Origin of the sequence: Halorubrum sp. Ea1 (assembly GCF_002252965.1) — an archaeon.
Classification (GTDB): Archaea; Halobacteriota; Halobacteria; order Halobacteriales; family Haloferacaceae; genus Halorubrum.
This window is the reverse complement of the sequence record NZ_NHPG01000022.1, coordinates 24,150-48,242: the sequence shown is the minus strand read 5'-3', so window position 1 is coordinate 48,242 and position 24,093 is coordinate 24,150. Positions and strand designations below refer to the sequence as shown.

General features: G+C 69.3%; 20 protein-coding genes and 2 pseudogenes. 10 read left to right on the top strand and 12 right to left on the bottom strand.

Annotated features, from left to right (window positions below; genetic code table 11):
- Nucleotides 1-2: 2 nt before the first annotated feature.
- The 3 genes from DJ73_RS02930 to DJ73_RS02920 are packed head-to-tail and all read left to right on the top strand — an operon-like array spanning nt 3 to nt 4,008.
- Nucleotides 3-986 carry an ABC transporter permease gene (locus DJ73_RS02930; RefSeq protein ID WP_094523165.1) on the top strand — a complete coding sequence of 328 codons (984 nt, stop codon included), beginning with the start codon at nt 3-5 and terminating at the stop codon, nt 984-986.
- Complete coding sequence (locus DJ73_RS02925; protein WP_094523167.1) at nt 986-1,906, top strand: ABC transporter permease; 921 nt, start codon at nt 986-988, stop codon at nt 1,904-1,906. Before DJ73_RS02930 ends, DJ73_RS02925 begins: the two co-directional genes overlap by 1 nt.
- Nucleotides 1,903-4,008 carry an ABC transporter ATP-binding protein gene (locus DJ73_RS02920; RefSeq protein ID WP_094523168.1) on the top strand — a complete coding sequence of 702 codons (2,106 nt, stop codon included), beginning with the start codon at nt 1,903-1,905 and terminating at the stop codon, nt 4,006-4,008. Before DJ73_RS02925 ends, DJ73_RS02920 begins: the two co-directional genes overlap by 4 nt.
- Here DJ73_RS02920 and DJ73_RS02915 read toward each other — a convergent pair.
- Nucleotides 4,005-6,206, bottom strand: a complete 2,202-nt coding sequence (locus tag DJ73_RS02915) for an acetate--CoA ligase family protein (protein WP_094557257.1) — start codon at nt 6,204-6,206, stop codon at nt 4,005-4,007. The genes DJ73_RS02920 and DJ73_RS02915 overlap by 4 nt on opposite strands.
- Before the next feature lie 143 nt (nt 6,207-6,349).
- Nucleotides 6,350-6,493, bottom strand: a pseudogene (locus tag DJ73_RS20095) (MFS transporter); the annotation flags it as partial.
- 205 nt (nt 6,494-6,698) lie between these two features.
- On the opposite strand from DJ73_RS20095, the pseudogene DJ73_RS02910 reads away from it, so the two are divergent.
- A pseudogene (locus DJ73_RS02910) lies at nt 6,699-7,333 on the top strand (IS6 family transposase).
- A 152-nt stretch (nt 7,334-7,485) separates the two neighbouring features.
- A complete protein-coding gene (locus tag DJ73_RS02905; protein ID WP_094557256.1) occupies nt 7,486-9,642 on the top strand; it encodes an ABC transporter ATP-binding protein in 2,157 nt (718 codons plus the stop codon).
- 25 nt (nt 9,643-9,667) lie between these two features.
- Here the strand turns inward: DJ73_RS02905 and DJ73_RS20815 are convergent, their stop codons facing one another.
- Together DJ73_RS20815 and DJ73_RS20810 are read right to left on the bottom strand one after the other, a co-directional pair.
- On the bottom strand, nt 9,668-10,105 hold the full coding sequence (locus DJ73_RS20815; protein WP_176451065.1) for a hypothetical protein: 438 nt from the start codon (nt 10,103-10,105) through the stop codon (nt 9,668-9,670).
- Entirely contained in the window at nt 10,102-10,971 is an 870-nt protein-coding gene (locus tag DJ73_RS20810) for a hypothetical protein (RefSeq protein WP_094557255.1), read from the bottom strand. Before DJ73_RS20810 ends, DJ73_RS20815 begins: the two co-directional genes overlap by 4 nt.
- 250 nt (nt 10,972-11,221) lie before the next feature.
- Here DJ73_RS20810 and DJ73_RS02890 point away from each other — a divergent pair, with 250 nt between their 5' ends.
- Nucleotides 11,222-13,153, top strand: coding sequence for an aldehyde ferredoxin oxidoreductase family protein (locus tag DJ73_RS02890; protein WP_094523212.1), 1,932 nt, complete (start codon nt 11,222-11,224; stop codon nt 13,151-13,153).
- Nucleotides 13,154-13,205: 52 nt separating this feature from the next.
- Here DJ73_RS02890 and DJ73_RS02885 read toward each other — a convergent pair whose 3' ends face one another.
- On the bottom strand, nt 13,206-14,267 hold the full coding sequence (locus tag DJ73_RS02885; RefSeq protein WP_094528017.1) for a DUF1611 domain-containing protein: 1,062 nt from the start codon (nt 14,265-14,267) through the stop codon (nt 13,206-13,208).
- Between the two features lie 132 nt (nt 14,268-14,399).
- Nucleotides 14,400-14,693 carry a DUF4242 domain-containing protein gene (locus DJ73_RS02880; RefSeq protein ID WP_212589856.1) on the bottom strand — a complete coding sequence of 98 codons (294 nt, stop codon included), beginning with the start codon at nt 14,691-14,693 and terminating at the stop codon, nt 14,400-14,402.
- A 148-nt stretch (nt 14,694-14,841) separates the two neighbouring features.
- On the opposite strand from DJ73_RS02880, the gene fer reads away from it, so the two are divergent.
- Nucleotides 14,842-15,330, top strand: a complete 489-nt coding sequence (gene fer / locus DJ73_RS02875) for a ferredoxin Fer (protein ID WP_249269160.1) — start codon at nt 14,842-14,844, stop codon at nt 15,328-15,330.
- 48 nt (nt 15,331-15,378) lie between these two features.
- Here fer and DJ73_RS02870 read toward each other — a convergent pair whose 3' ends face one another.
- The 3 genes from DJ73_RS02870 to DJ73_RS20090 all read right to left on the bottom strand — a co-directional run bounded on the left by DJ73_RS02870 (nt 15,379) and on the right by DJ73_RS20090 (nt 16,658).
- Nucleotides 15,379-15,918, bottom strand: a complete 540-nt coding sequence (locus tag DJ73_RS02870) for a hypothetical protein (RefSeq protein WP_094523180.1) — start codon at nt 15,916-15,918, stop codon at nt 15,379-15,381.
- Nucleotides 15,919-16,115: 197 nt separating this feature from the next.
- Complete coding sequence (locus tag DJ73_RS02865; RefSeq protein WP_094523182.1) at nt 16,116-16,412, bottom strand: winged helix-turn-helix domain-containing protein; 297 nt, start codon at nt 16,410-16,412, stop codon at nt 16,116-16,118.
- 87 nt (nt 16,413-16,499) lie between these two features.
- Nucleotides 16,500-16,658: a hypothetical protein gene (locus DJ73_RS20090; RefSeq protein WP_170938365.1), complete on the bottom strand. Its 159-nt coding sequence runs from the start codon at nt 16,656-16,658 to the stop codon at nt 16,500-16,502.
- Nucleotides 16,659-16,768: 110 nt separating this feature from the next.
- Here DJ73_RS20090 and DJ73_RS02860 point away from each other — a divergent pair, with 110 nt between their 5' ends.
- Together DJ73_RS02860 and DJ73_RS02855 are read left to right on the top strand one after the other, a co-directional pair.
- Nucleotides 16,769-17,071: an amphi-Trp domain-containing protein gene (locus tag DJ73_RS02860; RefSeq protein WP_094523184.1), complete on the top strand. Its 303-nt coding sequence runs from the start codon at nt 16,769-16,771 to the stop codon at nt 17,069-17,071.
- 78 nt (nt 17,072-17,149) lie between these two features.
- Entirely contained in the window at nt 17,150-17,893 is a 744-nt protein-coding gene (locus DJ73_RS02855; RefSeq protein WP_094523186.1) for a class I SAM-dependent methyltransferase, read from the top strand.
- Between the two features lie 84 nt (nt 17,894-17,977).
- Here the strand turns inward: DJ73_RS02855 and DJ73_RS02850 are convergent, their stop codons facing one another.
- The 3 genes from DJ73_RS02850 to DJ73_RS02840 form a co-directional block, all read right to left on the bottom strand.
- Nucleotides 17,978-19,696, bottom strand: coding sequence for a PQQ-binding-like beta-propeller repeat protein (locus DJ73_RS02850; RefSeq protein ID WP_094557254.1), 1,719 nt, complete (start codon nt 19,694-19,696; stop codon nt 17,978-17,980).
- Between the two features lie 12 nt (nt 19,697-19,708).
- Complete coding sequence (locus tag DJ73_RS02845; RefSeq protein WP_094523190.1) at nt 19,709-20,611, bottom strand: hypothetical protein; 903 nt, start codon at nt 20,609-20,611, stop codon at nt 19,709-19,711.
- 738 nt (nt 20,612-21,349) lie between these two features.
- Nucleotides 21,350-21,625: a hypothetical protein gene (locus tag DJ73_RS02840; protein WP_094523192.1), complete on the bottom strand. Its 276-nt coding sequence runs from the start codon at nt 21,623-21,625 to the stop codon at nt 21,350-21,352.
- Between the two features lie 185 nt (nt 21,626-21,810).
- On the opposite strand from DJ73_RS02840, the gene DJ73_RS02835 reads away from it, so the two are divergent.
- On the top strand, nt 21,811-24,084 hold the full coding sequence (locus tag DJ73_RS02835) for an AAA family ATPase (RefSeq protein ID WP_094557253.1): 2,274 nt from the start codon (nt 21,811-21,813) through the stop codon (nt 24,082-24,084).
- Nucleotides 24,085-24,093: the final 9 nt, after the last annotated feature.

Genomic DNA, 24,093 nt, shown 5'->3' with positions numbered 1-24,093 from the left:
CCATGAGTTTTCGACGATTTTTAATAAAGCGCACCATCATCGCGGCGTTGCTGACCCTGATCGCCGTCAGTATCATCTTCGCCACGCTGCGCCTGCTGCCCGCCGACCCGTTCAGCGCGCTCGTGGCGTCGGGGTCGTTGACGCCGGAGGAGGTCGAACAGATACGGGCGATGTACGGGCTCGACGACCCGATATACGTCCAGTACCTCAGGTACATCCAGAACCTGTTCACGTTCCAGTTCGGGATCTCGCTCACCCAGCAGCGGCCGGTCGGCGAGATCATCATCCCCGCGCTGGTCAACACGCTCGTGCTCCTGCTGCCGGCGCTCGTCACGACCGCGATAGTCAGTTCCCTCGCCGGGATGTACGCCGGCTGGAACCGCGGATCGTGGTTCGAACAGTCGAGCATCGTCGTCACCACGGTGTTCCGCGCCACGCCCATCTTCGTGACCGGCATCTTCCTGCTCATCATCTTCTCGTACGGGTTGGGGTGGCTACCCGCGTTCGGGATGCGGAGTCCGCTGGCCAATCCACAGGGGTACGTCGCGACGTTCGCCTCGGTTGACTTCCTGCGACACTACATCCTCCCGTTCACCGCGACGGTGCTGTTCTACAGCGGCGACTTCCTGATGCTCGCGCGCAACTCGGTCGTCGAGCGGAAGGGGTCGGAGTTCCTCATGCTCCACCGCGCGAAGGGGCTCTCCGAGATGGAGCAGCTGGGCCGCGCGGGCCGGAACTCGCTGCTCCCGCTCGTCACCTACTTCGCGCTTCGGACGGGGATGCTGTTCCAGGGCGTGATCACGCTGGAGGTGGTGTTCGCGTGGCCGGGGATCGGCCGCGCGCTCGTGCAGGCGATCCTCAATCAGGACTATCCGACAGTCCAGGCGGCCGTGTTCATCATGGCGCTCGCGGTCATCGTGATGAACCTCACCGCCGACCTCGCGTACGCGAAACTGGACCCGACCGTCGAAACGGGTGACGTCTGATGTCAGGATACAGCTTCGACACCGACACGGCGAGAGAACGGATCCGCTCCGAGCTCGAGCGAGCGGGACGCACGCTGCGGTTCGTGCTGCAGGACAACGCGGCGAAGGCCGGCTTCGCGGTCATCGTCGCCTTCGGATTCCTCGGCGTCTTCGGCCCGTACCTGGCGCCGTACCACCCGATCGAGGACACGCTGCAACAGGGCGGGTCGATGATGCGGCTCCAGCCGCCCGGCGGGAAGGCCCTGTTCGGGACGACGTCGTTCGGGAAGGACGTGTTGAGCCAGTTCCTCGCCGGCGCGCGGCCGACGCTGATCGTCGGCCTGTTCGGCGGCGTGGGGACGGGCGTCCTGGGCTTCCTCGTCGGCCTCACGAGCGGCTACTTCGGCGGCCGCGTCGACGAGTTCCTGATGCGGCTCACCGACCTCACGTTCGCGCTCCCGTTCCTGCCGATGGCGCTGGTGATCCTCTCGTTCGTGACGCCGAGCGTCTGGCTCATCACCGCCGTGCTCGTCGTCTTCTTATGGAAGATGCCGGCGCGGGTCATCCGCTCGGAGGTGATGACGGTCAAGGAGCGGACGTTCGTCAAGTCGGCCCGCGCCAGGGGCGCCGGCCACGCGCGGACGATGTTCCTCCACGTGGCGCCGAACGTCCTCGGGATCGGGTTCCTCTACACCGCCTACGCCGTCGGCTGGTCGATCGTCGCCGGGGCGTCGCTCGCGTTCCTCGGCTTCGGCGACCCGACGACGACCTCCTGGGGCCGGATGCTCCAGCAGGTGTTCCGGTCGGGCGCGATCCGCACCGCGTGGTGGTGGGTGTTGCCGCCGGCGATCGGCATCGGCGCGGTCACGACGGGCGTCTTCCTGGTCGGGCGGGCGTTCGAGGAGATAGTCAACCCCGACCTACAGACGGAGCAAGAATGAGTCTACTCGAAGTCGACGACGTGAAGATCGCGTATCGGATGCCCGGCGACGACGTCCACGCGGTCAACGGCGTCTCCTTCTCGATCGACGAGGGGGACAACTACGGGCTCGTCGGCGAGTCCGGCTGCGGGAAGTCGACGCTCGCGAAGTCCGTCCTCGGGCTGCTCGACGACAACGGCGAGGTCCGCCGAGGGAGCGTCCGGTTCGACGGGCGGGACCTGCTCGACCTCTCAGAGCGGGAGTGGCAGTCGGTCCGCTGGGAGGACATCGCCTACATCCCGCAGAGCGCGATGGACTCGCTGGACCCGGTGATGACCGTCGGCGCGCAGATCCGACAGGCGATCCGCAAACACCGGGACGTCTCGAAGGCGACGGCGAACGAGCGCGTCGCCGAGGTGTTCGAGATGGTCGGGCTCGACCCCGACCGGACCGGGAACTACCCGCACCAGTTCTCCGGCGGGATGCGCCAGCGCGTCACCATCGCGATGGCGCTCGCGCTGGACCCCGACCTCCTCATCGCCGACGAGCCGACCACCGGGCTGGACGTCATCGTCCAGGACAAGATCGTCGATAAGCTCATCGAGATCCAAGAGGAGATCGGCAGCTCCCTGCTCCTGATCACCCACGACGTCGGCGTCGTCGCCGAGACCTGCGACGAGACGTCGGTGCTGTACGGCGGGAAGGTGATGGAGCAGGGCGACACGGACCGGATCTTCGGGGCGCCGACCAACCCGTACACGATCGGGCTGAAGAACGCCTTCCCGGAGGTCGACCAGTTCGACGAGCAGGCCATCTCCATCCCCGGCTCGCTCCCGGACCTCACCCGCGAGCCGACCGGGTGCGTGTTCCGCAACCGGTGTCCGTTCGCCACCGAGGAGTGCGAGGGGAGTCACCCGGCGCTGGTCGAGGTCGACGGACGGCTCTCCGCCTGCCACTACACCGACCGGGCGGACGAGATGCGGGCGGAGGCCGCCGACCCCGCGACGTGGGGGATCGACGTCCGCGACGAGGGCGACCGGACGGCGGGCGTCGGCAACGCCATCCTCGAGACGCGGGACCTCGAGAAGTGGTTCCGACAGCCACAGGGCATCCTCGACGACCTGCGCGGGGTCGACCCCGACTACGTCAAGGCCGTCAACGGCGTCGACCTCTCCGTCCGCGAGGGCGAGATCGTCGGTGTCGCCGGCGAGTCCGGCTGCGGGAAGTCGACGCTGGCGGAGGTGATCGCCGCGCTTCAGGACCGCACCGGCGGCGAGATCCTGATCGAGGGGACGCCCGTCGACGAGCTCCTCGGCGAGGACACCAAGGAGTTCCGCTCGCGGGTGCAGTTCATCTTCCAAGACCCGTTCGACTCGCTGAATCCCCGCCAGCGGGTTCGCGCCGCGGTGTCTGAGCCCCTGAAGATCCAGGGCCACGACGCCGAGACGATCGACCGCCGCGTCAGGCGGACCGTCGAGGACGTCGGGCTCCGCCCGGCCGAGAAGTACCTCGACCAGCTCCCGACCCAGCTGTCCGGCGGGGAGCGGCAGCGCGTCGCGATCGCGCAGGCGCTCGTCCTCGACCCGACGCTGCTCATCTGCGACGAGCCGGCGTCGATGCTCGACGTCTCGCTGAAGGCCAACATCCTCAACATCCTCAGGGAGAAGGCCGACGAGCGCGACATCGGCATCGTCTACATCTCGCACGACCTCGCGAGCCTCACGCAGATCGCCGACCGGCTGGCCGTGATGTACCTCGGTCGGATCGCCGAGGTCGGGGCCACGGAGGACGTCGTCACGGCGCCGAAACACCCCTACACGGCGTCGCTGCTGGCGGCCTCGCCGAAGACCGATCCCGCCGTCGACAGGCGGCGGGTGCTGTTGCCGGGGGAACCGCCGAACCCGGTCGACCTCCCCGGCGGGTGTAACTTCGCCCCGCGGTGTCCGAAGGCCGAAGAGACGTGTCGCGGCGAGGAGCCGGAGCGGTCGGCGTTCGCGGACGACGGCCACGAGGCCGCCTGCTACTTCCCGGTGGAGGACGTCGAGACCGAGCTGTTGGAGCGCTACGCCGCGGCCCGCGAGGAGGAGGTCGGCGAGGTCGTCGAGGACGGGCCGACGCTCTAGCCCGTCGGTCCCGTCCGGACCAGCGCGTCGACGGCCACGGGGCCGTCGGCCGTGACGACGACCGGGTTGAGGTCGAGCTCGGCGACCGCGTCGACCGCGGCCGCGAGGTCCCCGACGTTCGCGACCAGGTCGACGAACGCGTCGACGTCGAGCGGCTCGCTCCCGCGGCGATCGGTCAGCAGGTCCGCGAGCGCCGTGGCCTCGACGGCGCGGCGCGCGTCGCCCCGGGAGAACGGCGGGACGAGGGTCGCGGTCTCGTCGAGCGCCTCCACGAGGACCCCGCCCGGACCGACGGTGACCACCGATCCGAACACGTCGCCGGACCCGACGCCGAGGATGGCCTCGACGCCGTCCCCCACCATCGGCTGGACGAGCACGCCGGCGACGTCGTCCGCGTCGACGCGCGCCAGCGCGGCGTCCGTCACGTCCGCGTACGCCTCCCGGACCGCCGCGGGCGAGTCGAGCCCGAGCGCGACGGCCCCGGCGTCGGTCCGGTGGGGGAGCGCCGGCGAGTCGACCTTACAGACGACCGGGAAGCCGACGTCGCGGGCGGCCGCGACGGCTTCCTCGACGTCGGTCGCCACCCGCGTCTCGACGACCGGGACGTCGTACGCGTCGAGCAGGGGCTCGGCCTCCCCCCACGTCAACACGCGTCCCCGCGGGAGCTCCGAGTCGGGGGCGCCGGCGCCGCCGTGCGCGTCGACACCGCCGGGCACGTCGAGCGCGCTCGCGAGGGCTTCCCGAGACGGCCGCTCGCTCACCCGAGCGCGGTCGGCGGCGTACTCGACCGTCGAGGCGACCGCGTCCAGACAGCGTCCCGGGTCCTCGTACACCGGCACGGACGCCCGCAGGCGAGCGTACGGCGGCGTCTCCGTCGGATCGTCCGGCGTCTTCCGTCCGGTCCAGAGGACGTACACCGGGTCGTCGGCGTCGTCGACGATCGCCTCGAGGTCCGCGGCGATCGTCTCCGCGCGCCCGTCGACGCCCGACAGCCCGATCGCGAACACGTAGGCGTCGAAGGCGTCGTCGGCCAGCACCGCGTCGGCGATCTCGGGGAGCACCGCCGCGCCGTACCCCCTGATGTCGGCCGGGTTGTTGAAGCCGCCGTACGTCAGGAGCTCCTCGATCCCGAGCAGCGTCGCCTCGGTCTCGCCGTCGACGTCGGGCAGCGACAGGTCGCGTTCGGCCGCCATGTCCGCGAGCAGGCTCGCGAGACCCCCGCTGGTCGAGGCGACGCAGACGCGGTCGCCGTCCGGCGTCCCGTACGCGGCGTGCGCGCTCGCTCGCGAGAGCAGGTCCGGGACGTCCGGGACCCGCTGTACGCCCGTCTGGTCGAAGGCGGCGTCCCAGGCGTCGTCGCTCCCGGTGAGCGATCCCGTGTGCGACAGCGTCGCCGCCTCCGCGAGCTCCGACCGCCCGACCTTCACCGTCAGCACCGGCGTCCCGTTCCGGACGGCGCGTTCGGTGACCCGCATGAACCGCTCCGGCTCGTCGACCCCCTCGACGTAGGCGCACACCACGTCGACGGTCTCCCGCGTCGAGAGGTACGCCACGTAGTCCGTCAGCGTCAGGTCGGCCTCGTTGCCCGTCGAGACGACGTGGCTGAAGTGGCGGTCCCGGTCGGCCGCCCGCTCGAAGAACGTAGTGAACGCCAGCGCGCCGGACTGGCTGACGAGGGCGATGCGCCCCGGCTCGGGGGCGCGCGAACACGTCGACGTGAGCGTCGCCCCGCGGGCGGCCATCACGCCGATGCAGTTCGGTCCGACGACGCGGATCCCGAGGTCGGCGGCGACCTCGGCCAGCCGCGCTTCGAGTTCCGCCCCCTCCTCGTCGGCCTCCGAGAACCCGGCGGAGAGCACGAGCGCGACCGGAACCCCTCGTTCGCCGGCCGCGGCGACGACGTCCACGACGTGCTCTCGCGGGACGCTCACCACCGCCAGATCGACGGTCTCGGGCACCCCGGAGACGCGGTCGTAACACCGGCGGCCCCAGACTTCCTCCCGGTTCGGGTTGACCGGGTAGAGCGCGCCCTCGTACCCGTATTCGAGGAGGTTGTTCACGAGGTTCCCCGAGTAAAACGAGTCGGGGCTGGCGCCCACGACCGCCACCGACTCGGGATCGAAGAGCGGGTCCAGCTCCGGGGCTGTGGGCGTCGCCTCGGCTGTCGACGGCGCGGTCGGAGCGTCGTCTCGTGGCATACGCGCCGGTTCCGCGGGGAGCCGCCTGTACCTGTGCCCGAACGGGCGCAATACACATCGCGTTTTATCACGGAGGCGGCCCGGATCGGCGACGGTCCGCTCGGCCGCGTCCCCTACTCGACCAGCCAGAGGGCGACCGAGATCGCCGTCGAGACGCCGTACACGCCGCCGATCCGCTCGAAGAGCGGCGGGAACGCGAACCGGACGAACTTCCCGAGGAACCACAGCGTCGACGTGAGAACGACCGCGTCGAACCGGCCCAGCCGGCCGAGCGCCGATCGGTCCACGCCTCGTCACCACCTTCGACCGCCGGATCCGACCTTCATCCCGACCGCCCCACGGCCGACCGCCGCACGGCCGGCCGAGAGCCGTCGGTCTCTCTCCCTCGCTCGGACGCGCGAACGTCGCTCGCTCGACGGCCATCGTGGCGGCCGGTTCGACGGTGTTCAGATACGGATTGAAAAGTGAAGCGGTGCGTTTGAAAAGTGATCCATGCCCGAAAACGACCGCCTCAGCGGCTGTTTAGACGAGATCAACTTAGAGTTTGTGGAGCGAGAAGCAACACCGCGGCTGTTGATGAAGCTCAGTATTCAGCTCCACCTTGCTGGACTATCGCTTTCGAATACTGTTTCGTTTCTTGAGATATTCGGTGTTGAAATGGTTCGATCCACCGTTCATAACTGGGTTCACAAGGCCGACTCACAGCCGGAATCTGGTCGAAACCCGAATCACGTTGCAGTTGACGAAACTGTGATTCAGCTTGACGATGAACAATACTGGCTGTACGCTGCTGTCGATCCCGATTCAAACGATTTGCTCCACCCAAAGCTTGAACGGACACGAACAAACGTGATCGCAGATCAGTTCTTCGCGGAGCTTCGCAAAAATTCGATGTAGATAACGCGATCTTTCTCGTTGATGGAGCGGTTCCACTTCACCGAGCACGTGAAGAACATGGCCTCGATTTCAGAGACGAACGACATGGAAATCGGAATAGCGTCGAACGTGTCTTTCGTGAGGTAAAACGCAGAACTGACAGATTTTCAAACTGTTTCAGCAACGCTGAAGCAGAAACTGCTGACGAGTGGCTCAGATCGTTCGCTTTCGCATGGAATCAGCTTATCTGAACACGAAGGCCGGTTCGACCCAAGCGTTCATAACGGTACTGAATCCTACTATCATTCGTGATGGTTCTGGGTACGCAGCGGGGGCCGGATCCGGCGCGCGGCGGCGGTCGTCCGAGCGCGCCCGCGGTCGCACTGAACGGGGTGGTGTCCGCGTGACGCTCCTCTCCGTCGACGACCTGACGGTGCGATACGACGCGCGGGACGGACCGCTCCACAGCGTGAACGGCGTGTCGTTCGCCATCGACGACGGGGTCAACTACGCGCTGTCCGGCGAGTCGGCGTCCGGGAAGTCGACCACCGCGAAGGCCATCCTCGGTCTGCTCCCCGACCACGCGGAGATCGAGTCCGGCGAGATCGAATTCGAGGGACGGGATCTGCGGTCGCTGGCGCCGTCGGAGCGGCAGGACCTCCTCTGGGAGGAGATCGCGTTCATCCCCCAGACGGCGATCGACGCCCTCGACCCGGTGATGTCGGTCGGCGCGCAGATCCGGCAGGCGATCCAGACGCATCGGGAGGTCTCCGAGCGGCGGGCTCGGCGTCGCGCGCACGGGCTGTTCGAGACGGTCGGACTCGACCCCGACCGCGTCGGCGACTACCCGCACCAGTTCTCTGACGGGATGCGCCAGCGTGTCGTCATCGCGATGGCGCTCGCGCTGGAGCCGAAGCTCGTCGTCGCGGACGAGCCCACGACCGGCTTGGACGTGATCGTCCAAGACCGGATCATCGACAACATCCTCCAGATCCAAGAGGAGACCGACAGCTCTCTGCTGTTGATCACCCACGACCTGAGCGTCATCGCGGAGACCTGCGACGAGATGTCGGTGCTGTACGGCGGGACGGTGATGGAGCAGGGCCGCGTCGAGAACCTCCTCCTCAACCCGGCGAACCCCTACACGATGGGGCTGAAGAACGCCTTCCCCGCGCTGGACGGCGACGCCGACGGGCTGGTTTCGGTCCCGGGGACACCGCCGCAACTGGACGAGAAGCCGACGGGCTGCGTCTTCGAGCCCCGGTGCCCGTTCGCGACCGAGGAGTGCGCGACGACGACGCCCGACCTCCGGGACCTCCCGTACCGCGACCAGCGCGTCGCGTGTCACAACGCGGAGCGAGCGGCTCAGATGCGCCGAGAGGCCGACTCAGCGACGACGTGGGGCGGTGCCGCGGAGGGGTCGCGTCCCGACGCCGACGACGTCGTCCTCGAAGTCGACGGCTTACGCAAGTGGTACGAGAGCTCGGAGTCCCTCCTCGGCCGGCTCCCCGTCGACGGCGTCTCGCCGACGGTGACCGGGTTCACGAACAGCCTCAGTCGCTGGTACGCGCGCCGCGGCGAACTCCTCCGGGAGGCGTTCGGCGGCGGCTCGCACATCCGCGCCGTCGACGGGGTCTCCCTGTCGGTCTCGCGCGGCGAGATACGGGGCGTCGTCGGCGAGTCCGGCTGCGGGAAGTCCACGCTCGGACAGACGCTCGCGCTGCTCGAGGAGCCGACCGACGGCGGGTTCACCTTCGACGGCCAGTCGCACGAGCACTACCGGGACGGGAACCTCCGGTCGTTCAGACAGAAGCTCCAGATCGTCTTCCAGAACCCCTACGAGTCGCTGAACCCGCGGCTGACGGTCGAGACGCTGGTGAAAGAGCCGCTCACGATCCACGGCTACCGGCTCGACGAGCGCGACGCGGCAGTCCGGGAGACGCTCGAACGGGTCGGGATGGCCCCCGCCGAGCGCTACCTGGACAAGTACCCGAACGAGCTCTCGGGCGGCCAGCGCCAGCGGGTCGCCATCGCCCGGGCGCTCGTCATCGACCCCGAGTTCCTCATCTGCGACGAGCCGGCGTCGATGCTCGACGTCTCGCTCCAGGCGGAGGTGCTCAACCTCCTCCGCTCGCTGGCCAACACCGAGGGGATCGGCGTGCTGTACATCTCGCACGACCTCGCGAGCCTCACGCGGATCGCCGACCGGCTCTCGATCATGTACCTCGGTCGATTCGTGGAGACCGGGCCGACGGAGCGGGTCGTGAGCGACCCGCGACACCCGTACACGGAGGCGTTGCTCGCGGCCGTCCCGGAGACGGACCCGCGCGGGGGCCGCGACCGGGTAACCCTCCGAGGCGAGCCCGCCGATCCGGAGGGGTCGCCGGGGGGGTGTCGGTTCGCACCCCGCTGTCCGAAGGCGACCGAGCGCTGCCGGGAGTCGGAGCCCGAACTCGACGCCTGGACCGACGCCGACCACTCCGCGGCGTGTTTCCACCCGGCCGAGGGGTCGACGGCCGAGGACTCCGCTCGGATCGACGAACCGGCCGAGGTCGACTGAGGACGCTCGGGTCTCGCCGCGCGAGTCACCGGGTCGCTTTGACGAGCAATTTGAGATTGGCGAACGACTCGATCCGCCCGCCCTCGCGGGCGAACTCGAACCGCTCCGCGGCGCCGGGCGGCGCCGCCTCGAACGCGGCGGCGATCCGCTCGCGGCGCTCGGCCGACGCGTCGACGTTCGCGGCCCACTCGCCGAACGCGATGCGCTTGCTCGCGACGCTCGCTGTCTCGACGGTGAACCCGGCGCCCTCGAGCCACTCGATCCAGTCGGCGACGGCGTGTGACCGGACGTGCGTCGGGTCGCGGAGCCGCTCCACGTCGTTGAGGAAGGCGTCGAGGTCGTCGTCCGCGGGGGAGACGTTGTCCTCGAAGGCGAGGGTCACGCCCGGTTCGAGGACGCGCGCGACCTCGTCGACGAACGCGGTCGGCGCCGGGGAGTGGTGGGCCGCGATGCGACAGCTCACCGCGTCGAAGCTCGCGGCGGCTCGGCGCCGTCCACGCGCTCGATCCACGTGTCCGCGGCCGACGCTGGCACCACGTGGTCCCCGAGCAGGGCGTCGCACTCCCGGCAGGCCGACTGAACGGCGACGTGGGGGCGACGGCAGCAGTGGTCGAGTCGCTCGACCGTCGTCTCCGCCCGGGAGTCGCACGCGGGACAGCGCTCGACGCGCAGTCGGAGGCCCGTCAACACGTCGCGCCGGTCGCCGCGGTTGAGGTCCGCCCAGCCGTCGAGCCGGTCGTCGAGCTCGGCGGCGAGCGCCACGTCCACGGCGACCGCCTCCGTCGAGACCCAGCGCTCGATCCCCTCGCCGTCGACCTCGAACGACGTCGGTCCGAGCGCGTCGACCTCGTCCGCACGCAGCGCCGCGCGAACGCCCTCCGCGTCCGGGTTCCCCGAGTCGACCCCGTCGCCGACGGCCGCCCGAAACTCGTCGGTGAGACCGAGGGCGTCGCCGTCCTCGATCAGCACGCCCGCCCGCGACAGCGTCGCCACGACCGCCTCGTCGTCGACCGACTCGAGGACCGGACGGTCGGCCTCCCCCTTACCGAACGCGTCGAGGACCCGGTCGGGGAAGTACCGGCGCGTGATCGCCGGCGTCCCGGGGATCAGGTAGCCGCGCAGCGCGATCGCGGCCAGCGCGACGGCGAACACGACGCCGCCGGCGCCGACCGCGGCGACGCGAGACGCCCCCGCTACGAGACCGCCGGCGCCGACCGCGACGGCGGCGACGACGGCGAGCGCGACGTTCAACGCCGTGCACGGCAGACACCGGTTCCCGCCCGTGTACTCCGGCCGGCGGAGTCGGTCGGCGACGCTCTGATCGCTCATACCCCGAGATACCCGTCAACCGTGATAAACGTAGGGCGTGTGACCGATCGCGACGCGCGCGGCGCGTGCGGTCGGGCACGGCGGTCGGGCACGCCGGCCGAGCACGCCGGGCGGGCGCTCCGGTCGGCCCTCTGTCGTCCTCCCGTCTCCCTTCAGGCGCCCGTCAGACGCGCCGAACCCCTCCCTTATGGGGGGTAGCGATGACAATAATTAACACACAGAAGCGCAAACACTCATGTTGGACACTCCCATGACTGAAATGGGCGGCTACAGAGACCGAGTGGCACAGGTCGACCTCGGCGACGGCGACGTCAGCTACGAGGGCATCGACGAGGAGGACGCGGAGAAGTACATCGGCGCGCGCGGGCTCGGAGTGAAGTATCTCTTCGAGGCCGGGCCGGACGTCGACCCGCTGGGGCCGGAGAACCGACTGGCGTTCATGACTGGGCCGCTCACCGGGACCCAGACCGTGATGAGCGGTCGGATCGCGCTCGTGACGAAGTCCCCGCTGACGGGGACGGTCACCGACTCGCACCACGGCGGCTGGTCCGGCGCGCGGCTCAAGTGGGCGGGGCTCGACGGGATCCTCCTCGACGGCGAGAGCGACGACCCCGTCTACCTGTTCGTCGAGGACGGCGAGGTCGAGGTACGCGACGCCTCCCACCTCTGGGGGAAGGAGACGGACGACGCGATCGACGCGATCGGCGAGGAGGTCGACGGCGCCGTCGGCAAGAACCTCTCCGTGATGGCGATCGGACCGGGCGGCGAGAACGGCGTCCGCTACGCCTGCGTGATGAACGAGGACGACCGGGCGTCCGGCCGCGGCGGCACCGGCGCCGTCATGGGGGCGAAGAACGTGAAGGCCGTCGTCGTGAAGAGCGGCACCGACATGCCGAAACCCGCCGACCCCGAGACGTTCCAAGAGGGGTATCAGCAGGCGATGGGCGTCATTCAGGAGTCGGAGGTCACCGCGCCCAACGAGGGCGGACTCTCCGTGTACGGGACGAACGTCCTGATGAACGCGACCGAGGAGATGGACGGCCTCCCCACGAAGAACGCGAAGTACACCTCGACCGAGGCGTACAGCGACGCGGAGGGGACCGATCTCGACGCCGAGCGCGTCTCCGGCGAGAACGTCGAGGAGAACATCCTCGTCAACGACCCGACCTGTCACTCCTGCCCGGTCGCCTGCAAGAAGGAGGTCGAGGTCCAGCTCAACCACAAGGGCGAGGACATGAACGTCCACATGGAGTCGTTCGAGTACGAGTCCGCGTTCGCGCTCGGCCCGAACTCGGGACACACCCACCGCGACGAGGTCGCGCTGATGATCCAGCGCTGCAACCAGGTGGGCGTCGACACGATCGAGGTCGGCAACATGATGGCGATGGCGATGGAGATGAGCGAAGAGGGCAAGCTCGACGACGTCGAGACCATCGACTGGGGCGACGCCGAGCGCATGATCGACCTCATCGGTGAGATCGGCCACCGCTCCTCGGACCTCGGCGACCTCCTCGCGGAGGGGGCTGACCGCGTCGCCGACGAGAAGGACGCCCACGACAACTCGCTGGCCGTCAAGGGGCAGTCGATCCCGGCGTACGACCCGCGCTGCATGAAGGGGATGGGGATCGCGTACGCGACCTCCAACCGCGGCGCCTGTCACCTCCGGGCCTACACGCCGGCAGCCGAGATCCTCGGCATTCCGGAGAAGGTCGACCCGTACGAGTGGGAGGGGAAAGGCGAGCTCACCGCCACCTTCCAGGACCTGCACGCGATCTCCGACTCGTTCGACATCTGCAAGTTCAACGCCTTCGCCGAGGGGATCGAGGAGTACGTCCTCCAGTACAGCGGCATGACCGGCCGCGAGGTCACCGAGGACGAGCTGTTCGAGGCGGGCGAGCGGGTGTACAACCTCGAACGCTACTTCAACAACCTCGCCGGCTTCGACGCCGAGGACGACGACCTCCCCGGGCGGTTCGTCGAGGGCCACCCGGACGCCGTCCCCGGACAGGGAGGGAGCGAGGGCGAGCTCTGCGAGCTCGACGAGATGAAGGCGGAGTACTACGAGACCCGCGGCTGGGTCGACGGCGTCGTCCCCGACGAGAAGCTCGAGGAACTCGGCATCGACGTCGGCCCCGGAACCGGCGTCTCCGCCGGCGACTCCGCGGCTCCGGCCGACGACTGAACGCGACCGCGTCGCGGTCGTGCGTCGGCTTTTTTCGGCTACCGCGTCCCTCTCAGCCGAGACCGACAGCGTCGAGGAGCGCGTCCGCGTCGAACCGGAGGGGGTCGGTCGCCGGCGCGCCGAGGCGCTCGGCGAAGTCGGCGACCGCCTCGCGCGCCGCCGGGGGCGTCGCGACGTTCATCGTGTTGAGCGCCCCCGCGAGGACCGCCGTCTCCGCCACCGGCGCGGCGACGCGCTCGTACAGGTCGACGTGTGTCGCGACCGACGGGATGTCGACGTCGTACCCGTGCATGAGTTCGCGGCCGGCCGAGTGGCAGAGGACGAGCCCGTCCGGTCTCGCGCCGTGGAGGAGCCCGCAGATCTGCCCGGACGACCCGGGGTGACAGATGGCCCCTTGCCCCTCGACCACGAGCAGGTCGCGGCGCTCGCCCCGCTCGCGGACCAGCCCGTCGACCACGTCGTGGACCCGCCCGATTGGGAGACGGTCGATCGACGCCCCCCGCCCGTCGAGCAGGGCACCGACGTGGCTCGTCGGCACGAGGGCCGCGTCGACACCGCGCTCCCGGGCCGCGTCCACGAGCTCGAACGCGGTCGAGGAGGTCCCGACGTACCGGTCGGTCCCGACGGTGAGCAGGACCTCCGCGTCGACCCCGGCGTCGCGGCCCGCGTCTCCCGACCGGTCCGGCGGCGGGGCGCCGACGTCGACGACCCGACCGCCGCCGGCGGCCGTCGCCCGCTCGAACGCGGGGTCGCCGACGGGGAATCCCGGCCGCGAGACGACCACGTCGCATCCGGCTGCGAGCGCGGCGCGCACGTCCCGTCGCACCGGCTCCGACAGGTCGGCGATCCGGCCGTCTCGGGCGAGATCGATGCCGACGTACAGCGCGTCGACCGGCTCGCCGACGTCGTCGAACCGCCGCACGATCGGAATCCGCGGGAGCGACCGGACGAGCTGGGAGGTGACCGGGGACCGCCTGGCCGTGTCGATCACGGCGACGACCTCCGGGCGCCCGTACCGAACGAGTTCGATCGCCCCGCGCGCGTCGTCGGGGAACCGATCGTGGGCGAGCACGGCGATCCGCTCGTGGTCGGTCATCCGCTCGTGGCCGGTCATCCGCTCGTGGTCAGTCGTCCGCTCGTGGTCAGCCGTCCGAACTGTGGGCCGCCTCCGGCGCGGCCGCCGCGCGGTCGGCCGTCGGGCGTGCGGTCCTCGCGCGTCCGTCCGCGGCGGGAGCCTCGCCCGGGTTCACTCACCGGAGAGGGGGTCGCCACGTCGGGTCACCTTCGTCGCCGGGAGGCCGGCGCGGTCCGCGTGCTCCCGCACGGCGTCCTCGCTCTCGGCCTGATAGTGACAGAACGTGCCGACGATTCCGCCGTCGTCGTCGGTCATTACTTCGGAGTCGACCCACTGGATGTCGACGCCCTCCTCGCGGAGCTCGGAGAGCGTCTCGCCGGACGCCTCGGCGGCCGCGTCCAGCTCCTCTTGGGTTATCGGCTCGGGCAGTTCACGCAGTATCAGGTAGTCGTCGGTGTCGCTCATGCGCATTGCTGACGTGCGTCCCCCGGGATTGTAATTGTTTCTGCGCGGACCGTCGTCGCGACGGGAGCGGTCCGACCGCCGGCGACGCCCGCGGTGTCGGGGGGTTCTCCCCGTGACGTTTAGGTACGTGGGGTGGGATCACGGAGGTATGTCCGAGGACGCCAGCCTCCCGAACGTCAAGATCGGAAGCGACGCGGCCAAGGATCCCGACTTCGAGGGGGGTGAGACGGAGGTTTCGACCGTCGAGTACCTCGACTACGAAGTCGTCGACGCCAACGACTGGGGGATCGACGACGACGACCTCTTCGAGAAGGCGGCCGCCGCCGACCTGACCGAGGAGGAGTACGGCACGATGGAGGTGAGCAGGAACCGGAAGCTCCTGGACGCCGCCGAGGACAACGGGCTCGAGTGGCCCTTCTCCTGTCGCGCCGCCTCCTGTGCGAACTGCGCCGGGATCCTCGTCGACGGCGAACTGGAGATGGAGATGAATCTCATCATCACCGACGAGGAGGTCGAGGAGCGCGGGATCCGACTGACCTGTCAGAGCAAGCCAGCGACGGACCACGTTCGGGTGATCCACAGCGCCAAACACCTCGACTACCTGCAGGACCGCGTCATCGGGGAGCGCGAGGTCTGACGAGGCGTGGGAACGGCTCCGGCGGCGCCGGTGCGGTGTCGCCGGAGTTCACTCGTCGCGGCTCGCGGCCGCCAGTCGCTCGGCCGGGGCCTCCTCGACGACCCCCTCCTGCATGCGTCGGACCTCGGAGAAGTCGACGTCGACGTCCGCGTCGTCGAGCGCCTCGATCACCGCCGTCAACACGAGCGACATCTCGTCGACCCGGCCCTCGACGCTGTTCAGCTTCTGGAAGTTCCGCTCCGCGAACCCCGTGAGCGAGTCGGAGAGCTCCGAGACGTTCTGTTCGATCCGCTGCGAATACCGCTCGCCGAGGCTGATCCGGGCGAAGTCGTCCAACTCCTCCAGCTCGGCCTCGAGCGCCTCCATGTCCCGCTCTATCTCGGCGACGCGCTCGTCGATCAGCGCCTCTATCTGGCGCTCTATCGTCCCGTCGGGCCCCGTTTCGGCCCCCGTGTCGCCCGCCGCCTCCCCGTCTTGCCCCGGTTCGACGTCGGCCGATGGGTCGTCGTCCGCCTCGACTTCGGCGGCGACGGTCGGTTCCTCGGTCTCTTCCGGATCCAGGTCCGGCGTGTTAGGCAACGTAGCCATACGATGACAATTAACATAGTACCGCTTAAATTTTGGTGGCGACTCGCCGAGTCGCTCGGCACCGACCGGAGTCGTCACCTGTCACCGACCGCCCACGTCACTCGTCAGCGACCGACCAGGCCCGTCGCCCGGTCCTGACCGCCCACGTCACTCGTCAGCGACCGACCAGGCCCGTCGCCCGGTCCTGACCGCCCACGTCACTCGTCACCGACCGGTCCCGTCGCTCGCTCCGCGCCACGCTGCAGGATGAACCGGCGCTCCGGCGGGGGAGAGATGTCGAGTTCGACTGCCCGGACCAGTCGGTAATACTTCCGGTTGCCGTCCCAGTAGTGATCGACGAGGTCCTCGTCCTCCAGCACGGCGAGGTGGTGGACGGCCGACTTCCCGTTCATGCCGACGGCGTCGGCCAGCTCCGTGACGTACATCGGTCCGTCCGACAGGTGCTGGATGATCCGGAGCCGCTGCGGGTTTCCCAGCGCGTCGATCAACGACATCGTCTACGCCTCAATACAGAGACATAAAAGCGTTTCTTCGGGAGACCGTCCGACGCGTGATTCGCGCGGCCGGCGGGACCGACGGCGTCAGTCGGGAGTCGCCGACGGCTCGGGGACGACGGCGTGACACTCGGTGCACTGCCAGCTGTCCTCGTCGATCTTTCGGTGGTGCTTCCGGGACGTGGCGGTTCCGCCGCGGTACCACTCGACGCCGCACTCTGGGCAGGCCGTCGGAATCCGTGCCATACCGATCCGATCCGGACGAGCGATAATCAACGTTACCCAAGGGGCGAATCCCGGGCCGGGTGTGACACACGGTCACAAGAGATAAGATACGGGACGTGTATCGTGTACGTATGACAGACGATGTGGAGTTTCCGGAGTCCGAGGAGAGCGGTAAGCGAACGGTCTCGGACGGGTTCTTCGAGCGAGAAGTCTTCCTCTCGGCGGAGGAGACGGCGGCGTTCCTCCGGTCGGTGGCGGACTCGCTCGACGAGGGCCACGAACTGACGATCAGCGGGGACGACTGGGAGATCCCCTTCGCGTTCGCCGAGCCGATCGAGGTCGAGGTCGAGTTCTCCTCTCGGCGGGAGCGCGAGCTCGAACTCGAGGTGGAGTTCACCGAACGCACGGAGGGCGGCGGTATCGACGTCGCCTGAGCGCCGTCGTATCGCGACGTATCGCGCGGCGACTCCACCGGTGGGAGGCGGGACGCACCGGTCGGCTGTACTGATCAAATGTACTGGTTCGGGCTCTACCACTGGCGACGTCGGTTCCGCGCGGTCGGCGAGGGGCTGGTCGTCGCGCTCGCCGGCGTCGCGCTGGCGCGGCGACGGTCAGATCGGGCGAGTCGGGCCCTCGCCGCCGTCGCCGTCGCGCTCGGCGGGGCCCGCGCGGTCCGGACGCTCTCGACGCTGACGTCGCCCCCGCCGTGGCGTCTCGAGCGGTACAAGTACGACGCGCTCGCCCGAGAGCTCCCCCTCGCCGACGCGGGCCGCGTCCTCGACGTCGGCTGCGGGACCGGGCGGTCGCTCGTCGGGCTGGCGCCCCGGCTCTCCGGATCAACGACGGTCGTCGGGGTCGACGTCTTCGACGACAGGGTGATACTCGGGAACGGCCCCCTACTCGCCAGACGGAACGCCCGGACGGCGGGGATCGCGGTCGAGCCGGTCCGCGGCGACGCCGGCTCCCTCCCGTTCGCGTCCGGGTCGTTCGACGTCGTCACGGCGTGCCGCGTGCTCCACGACCTCCCGGCCGACCGGCACGGCGACGCGCTCGGAGAGCTCCGCCGGGTCTGCCGGGCAGACGGCGCGGTCGGGATACTCGAACTCCCGATCGTTCCGGAGCGGGTCGACGCGTCCCCGGAGCGGTACTGGCGGACCCGCGTCGGCGACGCCGGCCTCTCGGTCCGGACCGCCGCGCGCGTCCCGCGGCGCGACGGCGACGAGCCGTACGTCGTCCTCGTCGCGGCGCCGACGTGAGTCGGCCGTCGCTCTTCCGGGAGTCGCTGCGACGGCGCTCCGGGGGTCGTCGGTGCGCGCGATAAAAAGTCGGCGGCGGGCGGATTACGCCTCGAGCGAGAACACGCAGAGCCGGTCGTCGCGGCCCGCGGTCCCGCGGCGGAGCCAGCCGCTCCCGCCGACCTGGATGGCCACGTACTGCTTCTCGGTCTCGGGGTCGTACCAGCTCATCGGGCTGCCGGAGATCGCCGTCTCGCCGGTGGAGTACTCCCAGAGGCGGTCGCCGGTCTCGCCGTCCCAGGCGATGACGTCGCCGTTCTGCGTGCCGCCGAACACGACGCCGCTCTCGGTGGTCACCAGCCCGCCCCAGATGTAGGCGTCGCTGTCGATCCAGTCGCGCCAGACCAGCTGTCCGGTCTCCGGATCGACGGCGCCGACGGCGCTGATGTGGTCGTTGTACCCCTCCGGGGGTTGGTCGATCTCGTCTTCGAGGATGCCGCCCCAGTACTTCTTGCCCTCTTCGTACTCCTCGAAGCGCCACCAGGCCTCTTGGGGCGAGTTGTTCATCTTGAAGTACGCGAGGCCGAGCTCAGGGTTGTACGCGGGCGGCTGCCAGTCGTTCCCGCCCATCGCGCCGGGCATGAACGGCATCCGCCGGCCCTCGTCGATGTGCGGGATCATCCGGAACATGTTCAGCTGTTGGACGCCGGGCTCGCTCCGGTTGAGGAGCTTTCCGTTGTCCGCGTCGAGCGTGTAGCCCCACGCGGTCTTTCCGAAGGAGACGACGGCGTCGCCCTCGAAGTCGCGGTGCTCCATCTCGAAGTCCGGGATGAGCAGCCGCGGCGCCGCGGAGTCGTAGTCCCACACGTCGTGGGGGGACTCCTGGTGGAACCACTCGCGCTCGCCGGTCACTAAGTCGAGACAGAGCGTTCCCGCGCTGTTCCGGTTCGGCCCCGGTCGGACGGAGCCGTCGAAGTCGGGGCCGGGGTTCCCGACCGGCATGTACAGCTTCTCGTTTTCCGTGTCGATCGTCGCCGTCATCCAGTTGGTCGCGCACGACTGCTCGATGCTGTCGCCGACCCACTCCTCGTCGGGCGACGTCATCGTGCGCCACACCTCGTCGCCGGTCTCGGCGTCGAGCGCGACGTGGAAGCCGCGGACGCCGTACTCGCCGCCGGCGCTGCCGGTGAACACCTTGCCGTCGTACACGACCGGCGCCCACGTCGCGGAGTAGCCGGACTCGTGGTCGGCCGTGCTCGTGTACCACTCCTCCTCGCCGGTGTACCGGTTGAGCGCGACGACGCCCGAGTCGAGCGTCGTCATGAACACCTTGTCGCCGAGGACCGCCACGCCGCGGTTGTTGTCGTCACAGCAGAGGACGACGTCCGACGGCACCGCGTACGTGTAGCTCCACAGCACGTCGCCGGCCCGCGTGTCGATGGCCTTGACGTGGTTCGGTCCGTTCGACTGGTACATCACCGGCGGGTCGCCGGGGACCACCAGCGGCGTGCCCTCCATGCTGGACTCCGCGCCGACGTGGAGCTCGTACTCGAGCTCGAGGTCGCCGACGGTCTCTGGAGTGATCACGTCCGCGGTGGTGCAACGGTGCTGTTCGTAGTTCCCGCCGTACGTGAGCCACGACTCCGGATCGTCAGCCGAGTCGATGATGTCCTCCTCGGTGATGTCCCTCCGTGGGATCCGATCCGTGTCGTGCTGGTGGGTGACGGACTCCTCGGGCGACCCGAGCACCCGATACCCCTGATCCGTTTCACGTACGACTGTGTCCTGTGCGGCCTTGACCGCCCTGTCTTCTTCTATTGCCATTGGTATACCCTCCTAGCGTGCGGGACTCGGATTGCGCTTCTCTTCGGTGATCCAGTACACGTCCTTACAGATCTCTTCCTGGTTGACGATCGCGATCGCGGCACCGCCGGTCAGCGCGGCCACCAGCTGAGAGTCGCTCATCGCCCCGTTTTCGGCGATGTCGAGCGCGGCCCGCGCGATCAGATCCACGCCGGCGAGCATCGCCTTCACGTCCCAGTAGCCGTCGTCGAGGATCTCCTCGGTGACGAGCACCTCCTTCTGCCAGAGGTGGACGTCCATCGAGTTGACCCACAGCAGCGCCCCGCCCATCGCGCGCTTGTGGAGCGGCGGGACGTGTTCGACGTCGAACTCCACGTCGCTGGGGATCTCTTTCGTGGGAACCCACCGAGCGAGGCGAGTGTTGTTGTTCACCACGTTCATCACGAGCACGGTCTTCTCCCGCTCGTCGAACCCGAGACCGTCGAGTTCCTCGCTCAGCGCGTCGAGCCGGACGAGCTCGTGTGCCGTCTGCTCGATGTGCTCCGGCGTGAACCGGGGGAGCCGCTCCTCGAGGCTCTCGAAGAATCCGGCCTCCACGAGGTGATCGTAGAGGCGCCACGAGGGCTGCACGATTTTACGGTACAGCGCCTCCGGCTCCTCCGTTCCCTCCGGAATTCCCGCGTCGCGAACCTCCGAGAGCCGAGCGATCTGCTCTTCGAAGGCCGCGAGTTCCGACGCGAGCAGGTCGGCGTCGAGCGCTCCCGCCATGTCGTCGCGGATCGCCTCGCCCATCGAGGCGAACTCCGGGTCCGTTTCCGTCTCGACCGTTTGTCTGAGCTCAGACAACGTGGGTCTCTCGCCGACGTCCGACCGACTGATGCCGAGCGCGTCTGTGAGTTCGTCTCGGCCGTCGATCGTGATCTGTTGTCTCGTCATAGTGGTATCGTGGTGCGGAAACTCCCCATGCACCCGCAGTATCGACTGGCACTTTGTACCATATAATAATTATTATAACAGATTGATATGTATGCGCGCCAGACGGCGCGTCGCGGGCCTCTGTCCGACGATCGTCGGCCGAATGCACGTGACGCGTCGAGGGGCGGCGCCGAGCGCGGGGAGAGCCGGCCCGAGCGCGGGTTGCGCCGGACCGATCCCCGGCCGCCCCGGGCGGCGCGAGAGCGACGCGTCGCACTCCGAACCGCGACGGCTCCCGCGGACGACGCGACGAGAGCCGTCGCGTTATCGGCCCCGATCACGGTCGATATCGGGGAGAGCTATACTCTTCGTTATATTTCTCCGTGGCGTGAATCAGAAATTTAATTATTGTCATATAAGGGAATTGATTATAAGGGATATTAATTATGAATACAACCCCAATGATCCCACGCCGGGAAGGCCGTTACAGTCTTACGTCTGTAATTGATATTCGGCTGTCGTTATCATATCAATAATGTATAACTTCTCGGCGCGCTCCGCTCGTCTGCGCGCGAACCACGGAAAAATAACACTCGTCTGATAGCAACGCGACCGGGTCGGCCCGTCGGTCGCCGCGGCGGCAGCGCGAGGCTCGGTTCGGGTCGTGGCATTCGCCGGTCGAGACCGCGATCGCGGTCCGTTACCGTCGCCGACATCGGGCCTCGAGTTCGCTGCGTGAGCCCTTCTCGCTCTCGCGCGTCACTCCTCGATCAGGACGACGTCGCCGGTCGACCCGCAGGCCGGGCACTCGAGGACGCCCTTCGTGTCCGTGATGCTCTCCCGTCGGGGGAATTCGGCCCCGCACGACTCGCATCGCGCGTTGTTCCGGTCGATCCGCACTCCGTCGGTCGGGTTCCCCTGAACGAGACCGGAGCCGCAGATCGGGCACTCCAGCGCGGCCGTGCCGCCCGTGTCGGCGCGCGACCGAGGGAACCACGAACCGCAGTCCGCACAGCGCGCGTTCTGACGCGTCATACCGTGTCACACGTCCGCGACCCCCTTCAACGTACGGTCGGGAGCGTCGGTCCCGATCGGTCGGTCGAGCCCGTCGGACCGGTCGGACCCGGCTCGTCGGGGTCGGTCGACCCGTTCCTCCCGCGGTCGGCGCGGCGCCCCACGGTTTCATTACGCTCCCCGCCGTCGTCCCGACGAGAACCACCATGTCTACTGACCACGATCGACGGCCCGAAGCGACCCTCCGCGTCGCGTCGGCGCCGGGCGACGCGGACGACGACGACGGCGTGGTGCGGATCGGACCGGACGCGATGGGGTCGCTCGGAGCGAGCCGGGGCGACGTCGTCGTCCTCGAGGGGCCGCGGGGATCGGTCGCCGCGCGCGCCTGGCCAGCCGATCCCGACGACGACGGGACCGTGCGGGCGTCCCACTGGATGCGGCGGTCCCTCGGTGCCGGCGTCGACGACTCCGTCGCGGTCCGTCCCGCCGTCGCGCGCGACGCGGACGAGGCGGTCGTCGCGCTGCCGGAGGCGGTCGACGTCGACGACGCGCTCGGGCTCTCCTTCCGCGACGCGCTCGTCGACCGGGTCCTGACGGCCGGACAGGTCGTCCCCGTCGCGCTCGGTCTCGACTCCGTCCCCGGTGCGCCGGAGCGAACGGTGCCCGTGAAGATCGCGGAGACGAGCCCGTCGGGCCCGGTCGTCGTGCGGGAGGGGACGCGGTTGGGGATCTCCGAGGAACCCGCGACGGACGTCGAGCTCCCGGCGGCGGAACCCGAGGGCCGCGCGACGTACGACGACGTCGGCGGCCTCGACGCGGCCGTTCGACGGCTGCGTGAGACGGTCGAACTCCCCATGCGGAACCCGTCGCTGTTCCGGGAGCTCGGCGCGAACCCGCCGACCGGCGTGCTGTTACACGGGCCCTCCGGCGCGGGGAAGACGCTCCTCTCGAACGCCGTGGCGAACGAGCTGGACGCCCACGTCGTGCGGCTCCGCGCCCCCGACGTGACCTCGAAGTACCGGGGGGAAAGCGAGGAGCGGCTCCGCGACGCCTTCGAGGAGGCGACGGCTGAGGCCCCGTCGGTTCTGCTCCTCGACGAGCTCGACGCCGTCGCCGGCGACCGGGCCCGCGGCGGGGAGGCGAACGGTCGGCTCATCGGTCAGCTGCTCTCGCTGCTGGACGACCTGGGCGAGGGCGACCCCGTCGTGGTGATCGGCACGACGAACCGGGTCGACGCGATCGACCCGGCGCTCAGGCGCCCGGGCCGATTCGACCGCGAGATCGAGATCGGCGTTCCCGACCGGGACGGCCGCGAGGAGATCCTCGACGTGCACACGCGAGACCTCCGCGTGAGCGACGGGGTGGACCTCGGCGCCTACGCGGAGAACACCCACGGGTTCGTCGGCGCGGACTTGGAGAACCTGGTGACGGAGGCCTCGATGAACGCGATCCGTCGCGTGTGGCCCGATCTCGCCGACGACCCGGCGTCGGCGCCTCCGGAGGCCACCGCGTCGATCGCGGTCACCGACGACGACTTCAAGACCGCGCTGCGGGAGGTCGAGCCGTCGGCGCTCCGGGCGATCAGCGTCGAGGTCCCGGACGTCACCTGGGACGACGTGGGCGGGCTCGAGGCGGTGAAAGAGCGGCTCCGCGAGACCGTGCAGTGGCCGCTCGAACACCCGGAGGCGTACGAGCGCGTCTCGCTCGCTCCCGACCGCGGGATCCTCCTGTACGGTCCGCCCGGGACGGGGAAGACCCTCCTCGCGAAGGCGGTCGCCAACGAGAGCCGGTCGAACTTCGTCTCGGTGAAGGGGCCCGAGCTGCTGGACAAGTACGTCGGCGAGTCGGAGAAGGGCGTCCGCGAGGTGTTCTCGAAGGCCAGACAGAACGCGCCGACGGTCGTCTTCTTCGACGAGATCGACGCGATCGCGGCCGAGCGCGGCGGGTCGACCGACGCGAACGTCGGCGAGCGCGTCGTCTCGCAGCTCCTCACCGAGCTCGACGGGTTAGAGGAGATGGAGGACGTCGTCGTCGTCGCCACGACCAACCGGAAGGACCTGATCGACGACGCGCTGCTGCGCGCCGGCCGGATCGAGCGGCACCTCCGCGTCCCCCGACCGGACGCGGCGGCGCGGCGGGAGATCCTCTCGGTCCACTGCCGCGGTCGACCCCTCGCGGACGACGTCGACGTCGACGCCCTCGCCGACCGGACCGACGGGTACGTCGGCGCGGACATCGAGGCGGTCTGTCGCGAGGCCGCGGCCGAGGCCGTGCGGGAGTACGTCCGCGGCGACGACGTCGACGCCGACGGGATCCGGATCACCGGCGACCACTTCGAACGGGCGCTCGACGCGGTCGCCCCGAGCGACGCGGACACGGAACCGCCCGCTGACGGCGAGGCGGGCTCGGCGGCCGAACCGCCCGCTGACGACGAGACGGGCTCGCTCGCGGATCGCCTCGACGCCGACGAGAGCGGCTGACCGCGGTCT

Excerpts from the sequence above, each read along its gene's own strand:
- DJ73_RS02850 (WP_094557254.1), bottom strand. The coding sequence starts at position 19,696 with ATGGCAATAGAAGAAGACAGGGCGGTCAAGGCCGCACAGGACACAGTC.
- DJ73_RS02835 (WP_094557253.1), top strand. The coding sequence starts at position 21,811 with ATGTCTACTGACCACGATCGACGGCCCGAAGCGACCCTCCGCGTCGCG.
- DJ73_RS02930 (WP_094523165.1), top strand. The coding sequence starts at position 3 with ATGAGTTTTCGACGATTTTTAATAAAGCGCACCATCATCGCGGCGTTG.
- DJ73_RS02925 (WP_094523167.1), top strand. The coding sequence starts at position 986 with ATGTCAGGATACAGCTTCGACACCGACACGGCGAGAGAACGGATCCGC.
- DJ73_RS02840 (WP_094523192.1), bottom strand. The coding sequence starts at position 21,625 with ATGACGCGTCAGAACGCGCGCTGTGCGGACTGCGGTTCGTGGTTCCCT.
- DJ73_RS02855 (WP_094523186.1), top strand. The coding sequence starts at position 17,150 with ATGTACTGGTTCGGGCTCTACCACTGGCGACGTCGGTTCCGCGCGGTC.
- DJ73_RS02865 (WP_094523182.1), bottom strand. The coding sequence starts at position 16,412 with ATGTCGTTGATCGACGCGCTGGGAAACCCGCAGCGGCTCCGGATCATC.
- DJ73_RS02890 (WP_094523212.1), top strand. The coding sequence starts at position 11,222 with ATGACTGAAATGGGCGGCTACAGAGACCGAGTGGCACAGGTCGACCTC.
- DJ73_RS02920 (WP_094523168.1), top strand. The coding sequence starts at position 1,903 with ATGAGTCTACTCGAAGTCGACGACGTGAAGATCGCGTATCGGATGCCC.
- DJ73_RS20810 (WP_094557255.1), bottom strand. The coding sequence starts at position 10,971 with ATGAGCGATCAGAGCGTCGCCGACCGACTCCGCCGGCCGGAGTACACG.
- DJ73_RS02915 (WP_094557257.1), bottom strand. The coding sequence starts at position 6,206 with ATGCCACGAGACGACGCTCCGACCGCGCCGTCGACAGCCGAGGCGACG.
- DJ73_RS20090 (WP_170938365.1), bottom strand. The coding sequence starts at position 16,658 with ATGGCACGGATTCCGACGGCCTGCCCAGAGTGCGGCGTCGAGTGGTAC.
- DJ73_RS02880 (WP_212589856.1), bottom strand. The coding sequence starts at position 14,693 with ATGAGCGACACCGACGACTACCTGATACTGCGTGAACTGCCCGAGCCG.
- DJ73_RS02860 (WP_094523184.1), top strand. The coding sequence starts at position 16,769 with ATGACAGACGATGTGGAGTTTCCGGAGTCCGAGGAGAGCGGTAAGCGA.
- DJ73_RS02845 (WP_094523190.1), bottom strand. The coding sequence starts at position 20,611 with ATGACGAGACAACAGATCACGATCGACGGCCGAGACGAACTCACAGAC.
- DJ73_RS02870 (WP_094523180.1), bottom strand. The coding sequence starts at position 15,918 with ATGGCTACGTTGCCTAACACGCCGGACCTGGATCCGGAAGAGACCGAG.
- DJ73_RS02885 (WP_094528017.1), bottom strand. The coding sequence starts at position 14,267 with ATGACCGGCCACGAGCGGATGACCGACCACGAGCGGATCGCCGTGCTC.
- fer (WP_249269160.1), top strand. The coding sequence starts at position 14,842 with ATGTCCGAGGACGCCAGCCTCCCGAACGTCAAGATCGGAAGCGACGCG.